Source organism: Malikia spinosa, from assembly GCF_002980625.1.
GTDB classification, from domain to species: domain Bacteria; phylum Pseudomonadota; class Gammaproteobacteria; order Burkholderiales; family Burkholderiaceae_C; genus Malikia; species Malikia spinosa.
Genome location: NZ_PVLR01000012.1, coordinates 123,336 through 137,700, shown reverse-complemented (window position 1 = coordinate 137,700; position 14,365 = coordinate 123,336). Strand labels below are relative to the sequence as shown.

Sequence of the window (14,365 nt, the reverse complement as noted above, 5' to 3'; positions counted from 1 at the left end):
TAAGGGCGAAAAAAAACCTGCAACAAGGACTGTTGCAGGTTTTTTCATTGGTGCGGCTGGCAGGATTCGAACCCACGACCCCTTGGTTCGTAGCCAAGTACTCTATCCAACTGAGCTACAGCCGCTAAACTGTAGTCCGCCTTGCGACGGATGGAACTCTTCTCACGAGATCGCAACCGTTGACGTTGCGATCTTCTTGTATGGTGCGGCTGGCAGGATTCGAACCCACGACCCCTTGGTTCGTAGCCAAGTACTCTATCCAACTGAGCTACAGCCGCTAAACCGTAGTCCGCCTTGCGACGGATGAAACTCTTCTCACGACAATCGCAGCCGTTGGCGCTGCGATTTACATATCTGGTGCGGCTGGCAGGATTCGAACCCACGACCCCTTGGTTCGTAGCCAAGTACTCTATCCAACTGAGCTACAGCCGCCGAGAACGAAATTGTAGCAGGATTTGCCACGCTTTCCGGCTTTTTTTCCGCCAGCGAGCAAAAGTCACAAAATCGCACCAATACCCGGATCAGCAATACGGTTGATAATCAGTCTCATTTACAATCAGACCGCAGATTCCTAGAATCGCTCATCCCCTGACCTTGATCCGGAGCCTCTTCATGTCTATCCGCACTCCCCTGCTCTCCCTGCTGCTGGCCGGCACCGCCCTGGGCGCCCAGGCCGCCGAACCGGTGCTCAACCTCTACTCGGCACGCCACTACCAGACCGACGAGGCGCTCTACAGCGACTTCACCAAGCAGACCGGCATCAAGATCAACCGGATCGAAGGCAAGGAAGAGGAGCTGCTTGAGCGCATCAAGAACGAGGGCGCGAACAGCCCGGCCGATGTGCTGCTGACCGTCGATGCAGCGCGACTGGCGCAGGCGCATGATCTGGGCCTGTTCGCTCCGGTCAAGTCCAAGCTGCTCGAAAGCCGGATTCCGGGCTATCTGCGCACCGACGACTGGTTCTCGTTCTCGACCCGGGCCCGCGTGATCGTCTACAACAAGCTCGACGTCAAGCCGGATCAGGTGCGCAACTACGCCGACCTGGCGCTGCCGGCGCTCAAGGGCAAGTTCTGCTCGCGTTCGGGCTCGCACCCCTACAACATCTCGCTGCTGGCTTCGGTGATCTCGCACGAGGGCGAAGCAAAGGCCGAGCAATGGGCCAAGGGCCTGGTGGCCAACTTCGCGCGCGCCCCCAAGGGCGGCGATACCGACCAGATCAAGGCCGTGGCGGCTGGCGAATGCGGCGTCACGATCGCTAACTCGTACTACGTCGCGCGACTGATGCGCTCGACCGATCCGGCCGATCGCAAGGTGATGGAGAGCGTGGGCGTGATCGCACCGGACCAGAAGGGCAACGGCACCCATGTCAACGTCTCGGGTGGCGGCATGCTCAAGCACGCGCCGAATCCGCAGGCCGCGGTCAAGTTCCTCGAATACCTGGCCAGCGACCAGGCCCAGCGCTACCTGGCCGACGGCAACAACGAGTGGCCGGTGGTCAGCAGCGTCAAGACCAGCAACCCGGCGCTGAAGGCGCTGGGCGCCTTCAAGGTCGACCAGCTGCCGATCGGTCAGCTGGCGATGTACCGCACCAAGGCACAGATGGTGTTCGACCGCGCCGGCTTCCGTTGAAGCCGGAACGGGGCCTCAGCGCGGCTGCTGCCGCGGGCCCTTGCCGTCCATCGGACGGCCATCGGCCTGGCGCGCGTCGAGCTGCTTGAGCTGCTCGGGCGTCAGCAGCGCGCGCAGCTGGGACTGGAGCTGAACGCGCTGGAACAGATGCTGGGCCATCTGCTGGCCCTGCTCGTCGGCCAGGGCACGCGCCTTGGCAGCGTCGAAGCTGGGCGCGCGTGACAGCTGGTCGAGCTGCTCATGGCGGGCGCGGCTCTGGCTCATCTGCTCCTGCATCGTCTTGGCCTGGGCCTGGGTGAGCTCGGTCACCTGGGCGCGCTGGGCATCGCTGAGCTGGAGCGACTGCAGCATTCTGGGCGACAGGCCGCCCATGTGAGCGCCCATGCGGCCCCCCATATGGCCGCTCATCTGACCTTCCCCAGCCCCCATCGGGCCATGGCCCATGCGACCGCCGTGATGGCCTTCGGTACCCGCCATGCCATGCATGCCAGGCCGGCCCTGATGTTCGCAACCATCACCGGCGGCCGGGGCAGCGGCCATTGCCGTCAGGCTCAGGGCGGCCAGCAGGCCGAGGGCGGTATGGCGCAGGATCGGGAGTGATTTCATGGTGAACCTCTGTAAGTGAAAGACAGCCTCATTGTTGCGGCCGAACGCGTTAACGGGTGTTAAGCCGGGGTAAATCCGCGTAAAGAGGGCTGCGGCAGCGACCCGGCGGGCCTAAGATCGGCAGCCATGCCACTCTCCCCCTTCCCTGCCATGAATGCCCAGGTGCTGCTGGTCGACGACGACATCGAGCTGGCCGGCCTGCTGCGCGACTACCTCGCGCGCGACGGCTTCGCGGTCGACTGCGCCCATGACGGCGAGTCCGGCGCCAGCGCGGCGATTTCAGGCCGCTATGACATCGTGGTGCTCGACGTCACGATGCCGGGGCTCAACGGCATCCAGGCGCTGAGCCGCATCCGCGCCAGCAGCCAGGTACCGGTGCTGATGCTGACCGCGCGCGGCGACGATGCCGACCGCATCGTCGGGCTCGAACTCGGCGCCGATGACTATGTGCCCAAGCCCTGCACCCCGCGCGAACTGGCGGCACGGCTGCGCGCCATCCTCAAGCGGGTGCAGGCCGGCAAGGGCGCTGGCACCGAGACCGCGCAGGAACGGGTGGTCGGCCAGCTGCAGCTCTGGCCCGGCAAGCGCCGCGCCGCCTGGCGCGGCCAGGCGCTCGAGCTGACCAGCACCGAGTTCAGCCTGCTGGATCTGCTGGCGCGCCATGCCGGCCAACCGGTCAGCAAGGAGACCCTGTCGCAGGAAGCGCTCGGGCGGCCACTGACGCGCTTTGACCGCAGCATCGATGTCCACATCAGCGGCATCCGACAGAAGCTCGGTCAGCTGCCCGACGGCAGCTCGCCGATCGAGACCGTGATCCGCCAGGGCTATATGCTGGTGCTGCCATGACGGGAAAAAGCACCGGCCGGCTGTTCTGGAAGTTCTTCTTCGCCTTCTGGAGCGCGCAGCTGCTGACTTCGGCCGGGGTCGGCGCGGCGGTCTGGATGCTGCGTGGCGAACGTGCCGATCGGCCGGCGCATCAGTGGCAGGCGCCTGGCACATCGGCACCGGCACCGGCACCAGCGCCAGTGCCCGCCTGGCGCGGCCCGGCCGAGCTGCGACCTGGCCTGCCGCCAACCGGCGCCATGGCCGGCGCGATGGCGGACCGGCCCCGCTCCGGCGCCAGGCCCTGGCTGCTGCGTCCGCCCTACCTGCCGCTGCTGGCGGGCGGACTGGTCAGCCTGGTGTTCGCGGCTGCGCTGGCCTGGTATTTCTCGCGCCCGATCCGCTATCTGCAGCGGGCCTTCGAGCAGGCCGCCGCTGGCGGGCTCGAGGTCCGGGTCGGCCCGCTGCTGTCGGGCCGGCGCGACGAGCTGGCCGATCTGGGCCAGGCCTTCGACCTGATGGCGGGCCAGCTGCAGCAGTTGCTCGAGGGCCAGCGCCGGCTGCTGCACGATGTCTCGCACGAGCTGCGCTCGCCGCTGGCGCGGCTGCAGGCGGCGACCGACCTGCTGGCGCAGCAGCCCGAGCGCGCGGCCGAATTCATCGAGCGGATCGAGCGCGAAAGCGGCCGCATGGATCAGCTGGTCGGCGAGCTGCTGACGCTGGCGCGGCTCGATGCCGGCATTGCGCCGCGCCAGCGCGAACGGGTCGAGCTGGCCGAACTGGTGGCCAATGTGGCCGAGGACGCCGCGTTCGAGGGCCAGCAGCGCGGCTGCCGCATCCTGGTCGAGGGCAATCAGGGCGCGGTCCTGCACGGCGACCGCGAGCTGCTGCACCGCGCGCTGGAAAACGTGGTGCGCAACGCGCTGCGGCATTCGCCCGATGGCGGTACGGTGCGCATCACGAGCCAGCCCGAAATCCGGCCTGGCTGGCTCGAAATCCGGGTCGACGACGAAGGGCCCGGCGTGCCGCCGGCCGAGCTCGAGGCAATCTTCGCGCCCTTCATGCGCAGTGCCGGCGCCCAGGCCCATGCCGGTTATGGCCTGGGGCTCGCGATCACGAGCCGGGTCATGAGCTTGCACGGCGGACGCGCGAGCGCCGAGAACCGCGCCGGTGGCGGGCTGTCGGTGCGGCTGACCTTGCCGGCCAGCGCAGAGAAATGAGGCGCGCGACCGCCTACTTGGTCAGGATCAGCTTGCCCTGGCGCGTCTGCTGCAGGCGGTAGATCTGGCCCTGATGCAGGATCTGCAGCTCGCGCCGGCCTTGCAGCAGCAGCTGGCTGTCGAGCGGCTGCGCCAGGATGGAGCCGACCGGGTCGCTGGCGGCAGCATCCGCTGCCAACGCCGGTGCGACAGGCGACTGTCCGGACGGCAAGGCAAGCACTGACTCTGACTCCGACGCTGGCAAGGAGGCTGAAAAAGGTCGGGCAGACTCGTTCATGGCCGGGTCAGGAAGCCGATCTTGCCGAGGCCGGCGCGCTGGGCTGCGGCCATGGCCTGCGCCACCCGCTCGTAGCGCACCGCCTTGTCGCCGCTCAGGTGCAGCTCGGGCTGGGGCTGCTGGGCGGCGGCGGCATCCAGGCGGGTCTGCAGCTCCTGGTCGCTGATCGCGGCCTCGTTCCAGTGGTACTGGCCCTGGGCGTCGATCGCCAGCCGGATCGTGGCCGGGCGCTCCTGGCTCGGCTGGCTGGTGGCCTGGGGCAGCTCGAGCTGCACCGCGTGGCGGATCACCGGCACCGTGATGATGAAGACGATCAGCAGCACCAGCATCACGTCGATCAGCGGGATCATGTTGATCTCGCTCAGGACCTCGTCCTCGCTGTCGGAGTCGAATTTACCGAAGGCCATCCCGTCCTCCTCAGCCCTTGCGGGTCACCGTGACACGGGCGCCGGTCACGAAATAGGCGTGCAGGTCATGGGCAAAGCGGTTGAGCTGGTGCAGCACGCCCTTGTTGCCGCGCACCAGCGCGTTGTAGCCCAGCACGGCGGGAATCGCGACCACCAGGCCGAGCGCGGTCATGATCAGGGCCTCGCCGATCGGGCCGGCGACCTGGGCTATGTTGGCCTGGCCGGCGGCCCCGATGCCGAGCAGCGCGTGGTAGATGCCCCAGACGGTGCCGAACAGGCCGACGAAGGGCGCGGTCGAGCCGATCGAGGCCAGCACGCTGAGGCCGGACTGCAGCCGGGCAGTGAAGTCGTCGATCGAGTTGCGCAGCGCGCGCGTGACCCATTCGCTGACATCGAGGCTGTCGTGCAGCTGGGCCGGCGCTTCGCCGTCGAGGTGCAGCAGATGCCGGGTCGCGTCCTGGCCTTCCTGGGCCAGCAGGCGGAACGGGTTGTCGCTGCCGGCCAGCTTGTCGAGGGCGGTGGCGAAATCCTGGCTGTGCCAGAAATCATGACTGCTGCGGGCCTGGGCCAGGTGGCGCCTGAGGTCGAGCGCCTTGACGACGATGACGACCCAGGAGGCGACCGACATGCCGAGCAGGATCAGCGCGACGGTGCGGGTGACCCAGTCGCCCTGGTTCCAGACATGCGCGAGGCCGAATTGCGTTTCCATAGACTTACTCCAAGACAAAATTGATCGGAACGTTGAACCACATGGCCTCGGCCACGCCACCGCGCTTGCCGGGCAGGTAGCGCCAGCGCAGCACGGTCTGCAGCGCGGCCTGGTCGAGCCGGTCGTAGCCGCTCGAGCTGCGGATCTCGGCCTTCGAGGCGCTGCCGTCGGCTTCGATCAGCACGCGCAGCACGACCTTGCCCTCCTCGCCGAGCCGCTTGCTCAAGCCAGGATAGGCCGGCTTGGGGTTGTTGAGGTAGTCGGCGCTCGAGCTTGGCAGCTCGACCCGGGCCGGGGCCGGGGTGGCTGCAGCAGTGGCGGCACTGCCGGTAGCAGCGCTGGCGGGCGCCGCAGCGGCCTGGGACGCTGGCGCGGCCGGCGACCTGGCGCCCGCTGGTGCTTGCGCACTCGGCGCCTGGGTCGGAACGGCCGCCGGCAGCGCAGCGGATGACTGCGACCTGGCAGGCGCCGAGGGAGTCGGGAGCGGCTGGGCAGTCGGCGGCTGTTGCGCCGGCTTGGCCTGGGGCCTGGCCGGCTGCGGCTTCGCGGCGGCAGGCCTGGCTGGAGCAGCCGCTGAAGCGGCCGAGGCCGGTTCGGGCAGCAGCAAGGCGGTCGTGACGACCTCGCCGGGCACCGGCAGTTCGGGCGGATCGGACAAGCCGGCCAGCAGGGCCCAGAGGCCGAGCGCATGCGCGACCAGCACGGCTACCAGCACCGAGGCGTGGCGCCGGTGACGGTCTGGCGAGGCAGTGGCCGGATCAGGCCTGCGGGCAGAGGGGGAAGCAATGGTCATAGGGTGTCGCCCTGTGGCGCGGGGACAGGCCGGGCCGCATGGAAGGGAGAAGCAGATTATAAACGAGAATCAATCTCATTCATGTTCAAGCTCCATAAACAGGAGGGCTTGAGGTCGGCCAAGCGATCAATACCGCACAGGGCCAGCGCGGCCATGAACTCGTCGAGCAGCAGGCGCAGCACATGGGCGACCCCGGTGGCGCCGGCATTGCTCAGGCCGTACAGCACCGGCCGGCCGACCAGCACCGCCTGCGCGCCCAGCGCCAGCGCCTTGACGATGTCGGTGCCGCGCCGGATGCCACCATCGACCAGCACCGGGCAGGCGCCCTGCACGGCCTGCACGATGGCGGGCAGCAGCTCGACCGTTGCCGGCAGGGTATCGAGCACGCGGCCGCCGTGGTTGGAGCAGATCAGGCCCGCCACGCCCAGGCTGGCGGCCTGGCGTGCGTCGTCCGGATGGGTGATGCCCTTGAGCAGCAGCGGCAGCGGACTGTGCGCCAGCAGCCACTCGACATCGGCCCAGGACAGGGCCTGGCTCAGCAAGGCCTGCAGGCCAACCGGCCCACCAGGCCCACCCGGCCCGCCTGCCGGCGCCGCAGGGCCGGGCAGCGCCAGCCAGTCGGGCGGCAGGGTGAAGCCGGCGCGCCGTTCGCGGTCGCGCACACCGTTGACCGGGGCATCGACCGTCAGCACCAGCGCCTCGTAGCCGGCCTGCTGCACGCGCTGCACCAGCTCGAGCATCCAACCCCGGTCGCCCAGCCCGTAGAGCTGGAACCAGAGCGGGCCGCGCCCGGCATCGCCCAGCGCCAGCTGCGCCACGGCTTCGGGGGCGGTGCTGGTCTGCGCGCTCAGCACCAGTCCGGCACCGAGCGCGGCAGCGGCCAGCGCAGTCGCGCGCTCGCCATCGGGATGGGCCAGGCGCTGGCAGGCCATTGGCGCGACCAGCAGCGGGGTCGGCCAGCTTTTTCCGAGCAGATGGCAACTGAGGTCGAGCGGCTGCAGCGGTCGCAGCACCCGGGGCCGCAGCGACAGCCGGTCCCAGGCCTGGCGATTGGCGTGCAACGTGATCTCGTCGGCGGCGCCGCCACTGAAATAGGCCCAGACCGCGGCATCGAGCCGGCTTTGCGCGTGGGTCTCGTGGTCGGCCAGCGTGAGCAGACCGGGCGGCAGGTGCTGGCGACGCGGCAAGGAATGCATGGTGTCAGGCCGGGCTCAGGTGCTGGCCCATTGCCGCAGCAGGTTGTGATAGACGCCGCTCAAGGCGATGGTCTCGGCGCTCTCGCCATGGCGCTCGCGCAAGCGCAGCAGGTTCATGTCGAGCTCGAACAGGGTGCGGCGCTGTTCGTCGCTGCGCACCATGCTCTCGATCCAGAAAAAGCTCGCCAGGCGGGCACCGCGCGTGACCGGCGTGACCTCATGCACGCTGGTGCCGGGGTAGAGCACCGCATCGCCAGCGGCCAGCTTGACGCCGCGGCTGCCATAGGTGTCATGCACCAGCAGCTCGCCGCCGTCGTACTCGTCGGGTTCGGCCAGGAACAGGGTGCAGGAGACATCGGTGCGCACCCATTCCTGCCCGGCCCTGGAATGCAGCACCGCGCCGTCGACATGGGGGCCGTAATGGTTCATGTCGCCACTGTAGCGATTGAACAGCGGGTTGAAAATCTTGCGCGGCAGCGCGGCCGAGAAGAACAGCGGGTCGCGCTGCAGCGCGCCGCGCACCAACTGCTGCAGTTCGGCCGCCTGCGGGCTGTCCTGCGCCAGCTGGGCATTGCGCTTGTGCGTGACGGCCTGGGCGCCGGCGGTGCTGGCGCCATCGGTCCAGGGCGCATCGTCACCGAGCAGGGTACGGGCGCGGGCCAGTTCTTCGGGGCGCAGGAGGTTTTTAAGGTGCAGCAACATGGGGACTTGAGCCCCGGCCGCGCGGCCGGAGCAGTGTTCAACAACAGGATCGGATCAGAACAGGACCTTGTAGCTCAGCTGGACCTGGCGCGCGGCACCCGGAGCATAGAAGCCACGGTAGAGCGCGTCGGCATACAGCTCGTCGGTCAGGTTGGTGACGTTGAGCTTGAGCGTCTGGTTGGCGTCCACGGTGTATTCGGCCATCGCGTCGACCGTGGTGAAGGCCTTGGCCGTGATCTGGCGCGCGCCCTCGGGGTTCTGCTCGCCACGGTAGTTCAGGCCGGCACCCAGGCGCCATTGCGGCGCGACGCGGTAGGTGGTCCACAGGCTGGCGCTGTGCTTGGGCGTCAGCGCCGGGCGGTCACCCTTGACCTGGGACCCGGTGCCCGCGGCGTTGAGCGCGACGTTGCTCTCGTCGATCTTGGCCAGCGGAATCCAGCTGTGGTTGTAGAAGATTTCCCACTTCGGCGTGATGCGGCCGGCCAGGTTGAATTCCATGCCGGTGGCGTGGCGCTTGCCCGACAGCAGCATCTGGCTGGAGGCACTGTCCGGGTCGGTGTTGCGCTCGTTGTACTTCTCGGAGTGGAACAGCGCGACGCCGAGCGAAGCCTTGTTGTCGAACAGCTCGAACTTGCTGCCGAGCTCGAAGTTGCGGCTCTTCTCGGGGTCGGTCTGGGCGGTCCTGGCGTTGCTGCTGCCGGCTGCCAGCGAGCCGAGCGCGAACTGGTAGCTGTCGCCCGAGGTGTTGTACGAGGTGCCGAAAGAGGCGTAGTAGGACTCGGCCGCGTTCGGCTGGTAGAGCGCGCCCAGGCGCGGGCTGATCAGGTCGTCGCTGCGCTTGAAGCTCGCCGCCGGCGTGCTGCCGTTGGCCGGCGCATGGTAGGAAGCCTCGAAATGGTCCAGGCGTAGGCCGGCAATCAGCTTGACGGTATCGGTGAGGCTGACGGTATCCTGCGCATAGAGGCCGATGTTGCTGGCCTGGAAGGTATTGAGCAGCGGCGGCAGGCGGGTATCGGCCACGCTGGCGCCGTCGTTCGGCGTGCCGACCTGGGTATTGGGCGATGCGGTCAGGCCACTGGTGTAGCTGTTGTTGCGCTCAGCGTCCTCGTAAGACAGGTCGACACCGGCGATCAGGCTGTGCTGCTTGCCGAAGGCCTGGAACTTGTCGCTGTAGTCGCTCTGGAGCTGGGTCAGGTCGCTGTAGCCGACCCGGGCCTTGGCGCTGCGGGACAGCACGCTGTTGGCGCTCAGGGTGTCGGCCGTCACGGCCACTCCGCCCGGCTGCTGCGCCGCCGGCGCGAAGCGGACCGCGCTGGCCAGCAGGTCGCGCTCATAGCGGCCGTGGCGCAAGGTGGTCTTGAGCTCGGAGTCCTGGCTGAAGCGGTGCAGGTGGCTCAGGGTGGCGTAGCTGCTTTCGGTCTTGAGGTAGTCGCTGACCAGTCCGTAGTAGTTCTTGGCCGACAGGGTCGGCTCGATCTTGCCGTTGGCCGTGAACCAGGGGTGGTTGTAGAGCGGCTGTCCGTCGGTTTCGAGGTGATACAGGCCGACCGAGAACTCGTCACGCGAGCCGATGCCCCAGCGATAGCCGGCAGCGATGCCCTTCTTGTCGATGCTGGCGCCGTGGTTGTCGGCCTCGTGCGTCATCGCGTTGATGCGCAGCGCCGAGTCCTCGCCGGTCTTGAGGTTGAAGTCGCCAGTCACGCGCAGTTCATTGCCGCTGCCGACGGTGACATCGACCTCGTGCTGGTCCATCAGATAGGGCTGCTTGCTGACCTGGTTCACCACGCCACCGGTCGAGCCCTTGCCGAACAGCATCGAGGCCGATCCCTTCAGCACTTCGACGCTGCCGTGGTTGAAGGTGTCGCGCTCGATCAGCGGCGCGTCGCGCAGGCCGTCGACGTAGATGTCGCCGGCCTGGCCGAGCGAGAAGCCGCGCAGGCGCACGTCTTCCTCGCCGGTTTCGCCGGCCATGAAGGTCACGCCAGCGGTGGTCTTGAGCACTTCACGGAAATCGTCGAGGTTGCGGTCATCCATCAGCCGCTCGGTCATCACCGTGACGCTCTGCGGAATGTCGCGCAGCGCCTGCTCGCCCTTGCCAATCCGGCTGGCGGTGGTGCGCAGGCTGTTCTTGGCCTTGAGCTCGATCGGATCGCCCTGCTCCTTGACGGTCACGGTCGACAGCGTGGCCTCGCTGGCGGCAGGAACCGTCTGAGCGGCGGCATTGATCGAGCCGGCCAGCAGCAGCGCGCCAAGCGGCAACAGGGGCAGCAGCGGCAGACCGGAGGCGGTGGGGGCCTGGACTTCAGCGCGGGGCGGCTGGGAGGTCTGGAAACCGAGAGACAGATCGGAGCGGGCGTTGCGAGTCATGTTGCAGAATCGTTGGATAGATTGCTGGCTGGCTGGCAACGCCGGGACGCGCTGTGGCTGGCTGGATGGCGCGATTATGACATCAAACAAGAATCAATCTCATTCGCAAGCCAAAATTTCCCCTGCTCCGCTTCGCCCCGCTCCAGGGCGCGGGCGATAGCGCGGCGGATGAGGTGCGGGCTAGACCTTGCGGCCGCGGGCGATCTGGCGCGACAGCAGGATCAGCGGCAGCAGGCCGACCACGACAATGGCCAGTGCGGCGCTGGAGGCCTCGGCCAGGCGCTCGTCGGAGGCCAGGTTGTAGGTCTGGGTCGCCAGGGTGTCGAAGTTGAACGGTCGCATGACCAGGGTGGCGGGCAGCTCCTTCATGACATCGACGAACACCAGCAGGCCGGCGGTGAACAGGCTGCCGCGCAGGATCGGCAGGTGGACCCGGCGCAGCACCGCGAACTGGCCCGAGCCCAGGCTGCGCGCGGCGTCGTCCATGCTCGGGGTGATCTTGCCCAGGCTGCCTTCGACCGTCTGCAGCGCCGCCGACAGGAAGCGCACCAGATAGGCATAGACCAGGGCCGCGATGCCGCCGGTCAACAGCAGGCCGGGGTTGTGGCCGAACAGCTGCTGCCAGCCGGCCGCCAGCCAATGGTCGAGCCGGGTCACCGGAATCAGCACTCCGACCGCGATCACCGAACCCGGCACCGCGTAGCCGAGCCCGACCAGCCGGTTCAGGCCACGCGCCAGCCAGCTGCGCGACAGGCGTGCCGCATAGGCCAGCAGCAGCGCCAGGCCGACCGCCAGCGCCGCCGTCAGCAGCGCCAGCGTCAGGCTGTTGCCGGCCAGGTGGAAGAAGCGGCTGCCGAACTCGCCAATGCCCTGGGCCCAGGCCATGCGCAGCAGCAGGCCGGCCGGCAACAGGAAGCCCAGCAGCAGCGGCAGCAGGCACCAGAGCGCCGCCAGCCAGGCGCGCCCGCCCTGCAGCCGCTGGCCCGGCATGGGCCGGTTGCGGCCGGTGGTGTTGTGATAGCTGGCGCGACCGCGCGAATGGCGCTCGATCAGCAGCAGCAGCACGACGAAACCCAGCAGCAGCGTAGCGAGCTGGGCCGCGGCCGTGCGGTCGCCCAGCGAGAACCAGGCGCGGTAGATGCCGGTGGTGAAGGTGTCGACGCCGAAATAGGCCACGGTGCCGTAGTCGGCCAGGGTTTCCATCAGCACCAGCGCGACGCCGGCGGCAATCGCGGGTCGCGCCAGCGGCAGCGAGATGCGCCAGAACACCTGCCAGGGCCCCTGCCCCAGCGTGCGCGCCGCCTCCAGCATGCCGCTGCTGCGCTCGAGGAAGGCATTGCGCGCCAGCAGGTAGACATAGGGATAGAGCACCAGCGTGAACATCGCGGCCGCACCGCCCAGGCTGCGCACGTCCGGGAACCAGTAGTCGCTGCGGCGCCAGCCGAAGGCCTCGCGCAAGGCGGTCTGCACCGGACCGACGAACTGCAGCCAGTCGGTGTAGAGGTAGGCCAGCACATAGGCCGGCATCGCCATCGGCAGCACCAGCGCCCATTCGAAGACACGCCGGCCCGGGAAATCATGCATCGCGGTCAGCCAGGCGGTGCTGACGCCGAGCAGGATCACGCCCGCCGCCACCCCCAGGCACAGCCGCAGCGAGTTGAGGATATAGTCCGCCAGCACCGTGTCGACCAGATGCTGCCAGGTCGCGCCGGTGCCTCCGGCCAGCAGGTAGAAAGCGATGCTGGCGACCGGCAGCGCCGCCAGGGCAGCGACCAGCAGCGACAGCTGAAGCAAGGGAGAAATGGGGCGCATGGTGAACGGAACCGGTTTTTAGTTGAGAATAATAATCGTTTGTTAACTATCCTTGCTGCCATGGCTCATCTGGACATTGTCAATCTCGTGCAACGCTACGGTCAGCAGACCATCGTGCAGGACGTCAGCCTCCAGGTGCAGGCGGGCCAGATCGCCTGTCTGCTGGGGCCGTCGGGCTGCGGCAAGACCACCTTGCTGCGCTGCATCGCCGGCTTCGAGCCGGTGGCCGGCGGCGAGATCCGGCTCGATGGCGTCTGCGTCAGCCGCCCGGGCTACAGCCTGGCGCCCGAGAAGCGCCAGATCGGCATGGTGTTCCAGGACTATGCGCTGTTTCCGCACCTGACGGTGGCACAGAACGTCGGCTTCGGCCTGAGCCAGGCCAGCGCGGCCGAGCGGCAACAGCGGGTCGAGCATCTGCTCGAGCGGGTCGGACTGTCGGGCCAGAGCCACAAGCATCCGCACGAGCTCTCGGGCGGCCAGCAGCAGCGGGTCGCGCTGGCGCGCGCGCTGGCGCCGCGGCCGCAGTTGGTGCTGCTCGACGAGCCGTTCTCGAATCTCGACGTCGACCTGCGCGAGCGGCTCTCGCTCGAGGTGCGCGAAATCCTCAAGCGCGAGGGCGCGACCGCGGTGCTGGTCACGCATGACCAGAACGAGGCCTTCGCGATGGCCGACGTGATCGGGGTCGTCGCCGAGGGCCGGATCCAGCAATGGGACAGCGCCTACAACCTGTACCACCAGCCGGCCAACCGCTTCGTCGCCAACTTCATCGGCCAGGGCGTGCTGCTGCCAGGCCGGATCATCAACGAGCATGAGGTCGAGATCGCGCTCGGCGTCCTGCCGTCGGTCGATCCGGTCGAATGCGGCCGCAGCTGCGCCGGCTGTCCGAGCCGCCAGCCGTCCGAGCCCTGCGCGGTCGACGTGCTGCTGCGCCCGGACGACGTGGTGCACGACGATGACAGCCCGGTACGGGCCAAGGTGGTCAACAAGGCGTTTCGCGGCGCCGAGATCCTCTACACGCTGGAGCTCAGCAGCGGCGAGCGGGTGCTGTCGCTGGTGCCGAGCCACCACAACCATGCACTCGGCGAGCCGATCGGCATCCGGCTCGACGTCGACCATGTGGTCGCATTCAAGTCGAGCGCGACCTGAGGCTCAGAAATAGCGCTCGAGCTCGGCAAGCTCTCGGATGAAGATTGCGCGGTCCTGCAGTGCCAGCGGCGCCTGCTGGCGTGGCAGCAGCGTGAAGACCTGCATGCCGGCGGCCAGGCCGGCCTCGACGCCGGGCAGGCTGTCCTCGACCACCGCGCAGCGCGCCGGCGCCACGCCCAGGCCGGCAGCCGCATGCAGGAACAGGCCCGGCTCGGGCTTGAAGCTGCCGACCTCGTAGGCGCTGTAGAGGCGCTGCTGCACCAGCGGCAGCAGGCCGGTCAGGCCAAGCGTGAGCTCGACCTTCTCGCGCGGGCCATTGGTCGCGATGCAGAACGGCAGCGTCAGGCGGCGCAGCAAGGCCTCGGCGCCGGCCATCGGCGACAGCCCGCGGCGAAAGCGCTCGGCCATCGCGGCGCGGATCTGCTGCAGGAAGGCGTCGGCGAAGCCGGGCTCGTGGCGGCCGGCCTCGGCGGCCAGGCTGGCGGCGCATTCGGCCATGCGCACGCCGCGAAAGCGGTCATGCAGGGCCTCGCGCTCCCAGCTCAGGCCCAACGCCAGGGCCTGCTCGTGCAGCACGTCGAGCCCGGGGGTTTCGCTGTCGACCAGGGTGCCGTCGGCATCGAATATCACCGCTTCAATTGGCTGCATCGTCAATGCTCCGGTTCAAATCACTGATGGT

At 68.2% G+C, this 14,365-nt stretch carries 14 protein-coding genes and 3 tRNA genes; 4 read left to right on the top strand and 13 right to left on the bottom strand.

What is annotated here, in order from left to right:
• Window positions 1-48: 48 nt before the first annotated feature.
• The 3 genes from C6P61_RS05035 to C6P61_RS05025 form a co-directional block, all read right to left on the bottom strand.
• Window positions 49-125, bottom strand: a tRNA-Arg gene (locus tag C6P61_RS05035).
• Window positions 126-201: 76 nt separating this feature from the next.
• Window positions 202-278: transfer RNA gene (locus tag C6P61_RS05030), tRNA-Arg, on the bottom strand.
• Between the two features lie 77 nt (window positions 279-355).
• Window positions 356-432, bottom strand: a tRNA-Arg gene (locus C6P61_RS05025).
• A gap of 180 nt (window positions 433-612) precedes the next feature.
• Between C6P61_RS05025 and C6P61_RS05020 the strand changes: the two genes are divergently transcribed.
• Window positions 613-1,629 (top strand): Fe(3+) ABC transporter substrate-binding protein, encoded by a 1,017-nt coding sequence (locus C6P61_RS05020; protein WP_105728833.1) that lies wholly within the window; start codon window positions 613-615, stop codon window positions 1,627-1,629.
• Between the two features lie 15 nt (window positions 1,630-1,644).
• Here C6P61_RS05020 and C6P61_RS05015 read toward each other — a convergent pair whose 3' ends face one another.
• A complete protein-coding gene (locus C6P61_RS05015; protein ID WP_105728832.1) occupies window positions 1,645-2,235 on the bottom strand; it encodes a Spy/CpxP family protein refolding chaperone in 591 nt (196 codons plus the stop codon).
• A gap of 126 nt (window positions 2,236-2,361) precedes the next feature.
• On the opposite strand from C6P61_RS05015, the gene C6P61_RS05010 reads away from it, so the two are divergent.
• Window positions 2,362-3,081: a response regulator gene (locus C6P61_RS05010; protein WP_416338611.1), complete on the top strand. Its 720-nt coding sequence runs from the start codon at window positions 2,362-2,364 to the stop codon at window positions 3,079-3,081.
• Complete coding sequence (locus tag C6P61_RS05005) at window positions 3,078-4,277, top strand: HAMP domain-containing sensor histidine kinase (protein ID WP_105728830.1); 1,200 nt, start codon at window positions 3,078-3,080, stop codon at window positions 4,275-4,277. Before C6P61_RS05010 ends, C6P61_RS05005 begins: the two co-directional genes overlap by 4 nt.
• A gap of 13 nt (window positions 4,278-4,290) precedes the next feature.
• Here the strand turns inward: C6P61_RS05005 and hemP are convergent, their stop codons facing one another.
• The 8 genes from hemP to C6P61_RS04965 form a co-directional block, all read right to left on the bottom strand.
• A complete protein-coding gene (gene hemP / locus C6P61_RS05000; protein WP_244908774.1) occupies window positions 4,291-4,497 on the bottom strand; it encodes a hemin uptake protein HemP in 207 nt (68 codons plus the stop codon).
• 53 nt (window positions 4,498-4,550) lie between these two features.
• Window positions 4,551-4,961 carry an ExbD/TolR family protein gene (locus C6P61_RS04995; protein ID WP_105728828.1) on the bottom strand — a complete coding sequence of 137 codons (411 nt, stop codon included), beginning with the start codon at window positions 4,959-4,961 and terminating at the stop codon, window positions 4,551-4,553.
• Window positions 4,962-4,971: 10 nt separating this feature from the next.
• On the bottom strand, window positions 4,972-5,670 hold the full coding sequence (locus C6P61_RS04990) for a MotA/TolQ/ExbB proton channel family protein (protein WP_105728827.1): 699 nt from the start codon (window positions 5,668-5,670) through the stop codon (window positions 4,972-4,974).
• 4 nt (window positions 5,671-5,674) lie between these two features.
• On the bottom strand, window positions 5,675-6,463 hold the full coding sequence (locus tag C6P61_RS04985) for an energy transducer TonB (RefSeq protein ID WP_105728826.1): 789 nt from the start codon (window positions 6,461-6,463) through the stop codon (window positions 5,675-5,677).
• Between the two features lie 56 nt (window positions 6,464-6,519).
• Window positions 6,520-7,659, bottom strand: coding sequence for an alpha-hydroxy acid oxidase (locus C6P61_RS04980; RefSeq protein ID WP_105728825.1), 1,140 nt, complete (start codon window positions 7,657-7,659; stop codon window positions 6,520-6,522).
• A 15-nt stretch (window positions 7,660-7,674) separates the two neighbouring features.
• Window positions 7,675-8,361 carry a Fe2+-dependent dioxygenase gene (locus C6P61_RS04975; protein ID WP_105728824.1) on the bottom strand — a complete coding sequence of 229 codons (687 nt, stop codon included), beginning with the start codon at window positions 8,359-8,361 and terminating at the stop codon, window positions 7,675-7,677.
• Between the two features lie 54 nt (window positions 8,362-8,415).
• Window positions 8,416-10,728: a TonB-dependent receptor gene (locus tag C6P61_RS04970; RefSeq protein ID WP_105728823.1), complete on the bottom strand. Its 2,313-nt coding sequence runs from the start codon at window positions 10,726-10,728 to the stop codon at window positions 8,416-8,418.
• Window positions 10,729-10,908: 180 nt separating this feature from the next.
• Window positions 10,909-12,540 (bottom strand): ABC transporter permease, encoded by a 1,632-nt coding sequence (locus tag C6P61_RS04965; protein WP_105728822.1) that lies wholly within the window; start codon window positions 12,538-12,540, stop codon window positions 10,909-10,911.
• A 60-nt stretch (window positions 12,541-12,600) separates the two neighbouring features.
• Between C6P61_RS04965 and C6P61_RS04960 the strand changes: the two genes are divergently transcribed.
• Window positions 12,601-13,686, top strand: a complete 1,086-nt coding sequence (locus C6P61_RS04960) for an ABC transporter ATP-binding protein (RefSeq protein ID WP_105728821.1) — start codon at window positions 12,601-12,603, stop codon at window positions 13,684-13,686.
• Window positions 13,687-13,689: 3 nt separating this feature from the next.
• On the opposite strand, the gene C6P61_RS04955 is transcribed toward C6P61_RS04960, so the two are convergent.
• Window positions 13,690-14,334 (bottom strand): HAD family hydrolase, encoded by a 645-nt coding sequence (locus C6P61_RS04955; protein ID WP_105728820.1) that lies wholly within the window; start codon window positions 14,332-14,334, stop codon window positions 13,690-13,692.
• Between the last annotated feature and the right edge of the window lie 31 nt (window positions 14,335-14,365).

Excerpts from the sequence above, each read along its gene's own strand:
- C6P61_RS05020 (WP_105728833.1), top strand. The coding sequence starts at position 613 with ATGTCTATCCGCACTCCCCTGCTCTCCCTGCTGCTGGCCGGCACCGCC.
- C6P61_RS04975 (WP_105728824.1), bottom strand. The coding sequence starts at position 8,361 with ATGTTGCTGCACCTTAAAAACCTCCTGCGCCCCGAAGAACTGGCCCGC.
- C6P61_RS04980 (WP_105728825.1), bottom strand. The coding sequence starts at position 7,659 with ATGCATTCCTTGCCGCGTCGCCAGCACCTGCCGCCCGGTCTGCTCACG.
- C6P61_RS05010 (WP_416338611.1), top strand. The coding sequence starts at position 2,362 with ATGCCACTCTCCCCCTTCCCTGCCATGAATGCCCAGGTGCTGCTGGTC.
- C6P61_RS04955 (WP_105728820.1), bottom strand. The coding sequence starts at position 14,334 with ATGCAGCCAATTGAAGCGGTGATATTCGATGCCGACGGCACCCTGGTC.
- C6P61_RS04965 (WP_105728822.1), bottom strand. The coding sequence starts at position 12,540 with ATGCGCCCCATTTCTCCCTTGCTTCAGCTGTCGCTGCTGGTCGCTGCC.
- C6P61_RS05015 (WP_105728832.1), bottom strand. The coding sequence starts at position 2,235 with ATGAAATCACTCCCGATCCTGCGCCATACCGCCCTCGGCCTGCTGGCC.
- C6P61_RS04960 (WP_105728821.1), top strand. The coding sequence starts at position 12,601 with ATGGCTCATCTGGACATTGTCAATCTCGTGCAACGCTACGGTCAGCAG.
- C6P61_RS04985 (WP_105728826.1), bottom strand. The coding sequence starts at position 6,463 with ATGACCATTGCTTCCCCCTCTGCCCGCAGGCCTGATCCGGCCACTGCC.
- C6P61_RS04995 (WP_105728828.1), bottom strand. The coding sequence starts at position 4,961 with ATGGCCTTCGGTAAATTCGACTCCGACAGCGAGGACGAGGTCCTGAGC.
- C6P61_RS04970 (WP_105728823.1), bottom strand. The coding sequence starts at position 10,728 with ATGACTCGCAACGCCCGCTCCGATCTGTCTCTCGGTTTCCAGACCTCC.
- C6P61_RS04990 (WP_105728827.1), bottom strand. The coding sequence starts at position 5,670 with ATGGAAACGCAATTCGGCCTCGCGCATGTCTGGAACCAGGGCGACTGG.
- C6P61_RS05005 (WP_105728830.1), top strand. The coding sequence starts at position 3,078 with ATGACGGGAAAAAGCACCGGCCGGCTGTTCTGGAAGTTCTTCTTCGCC.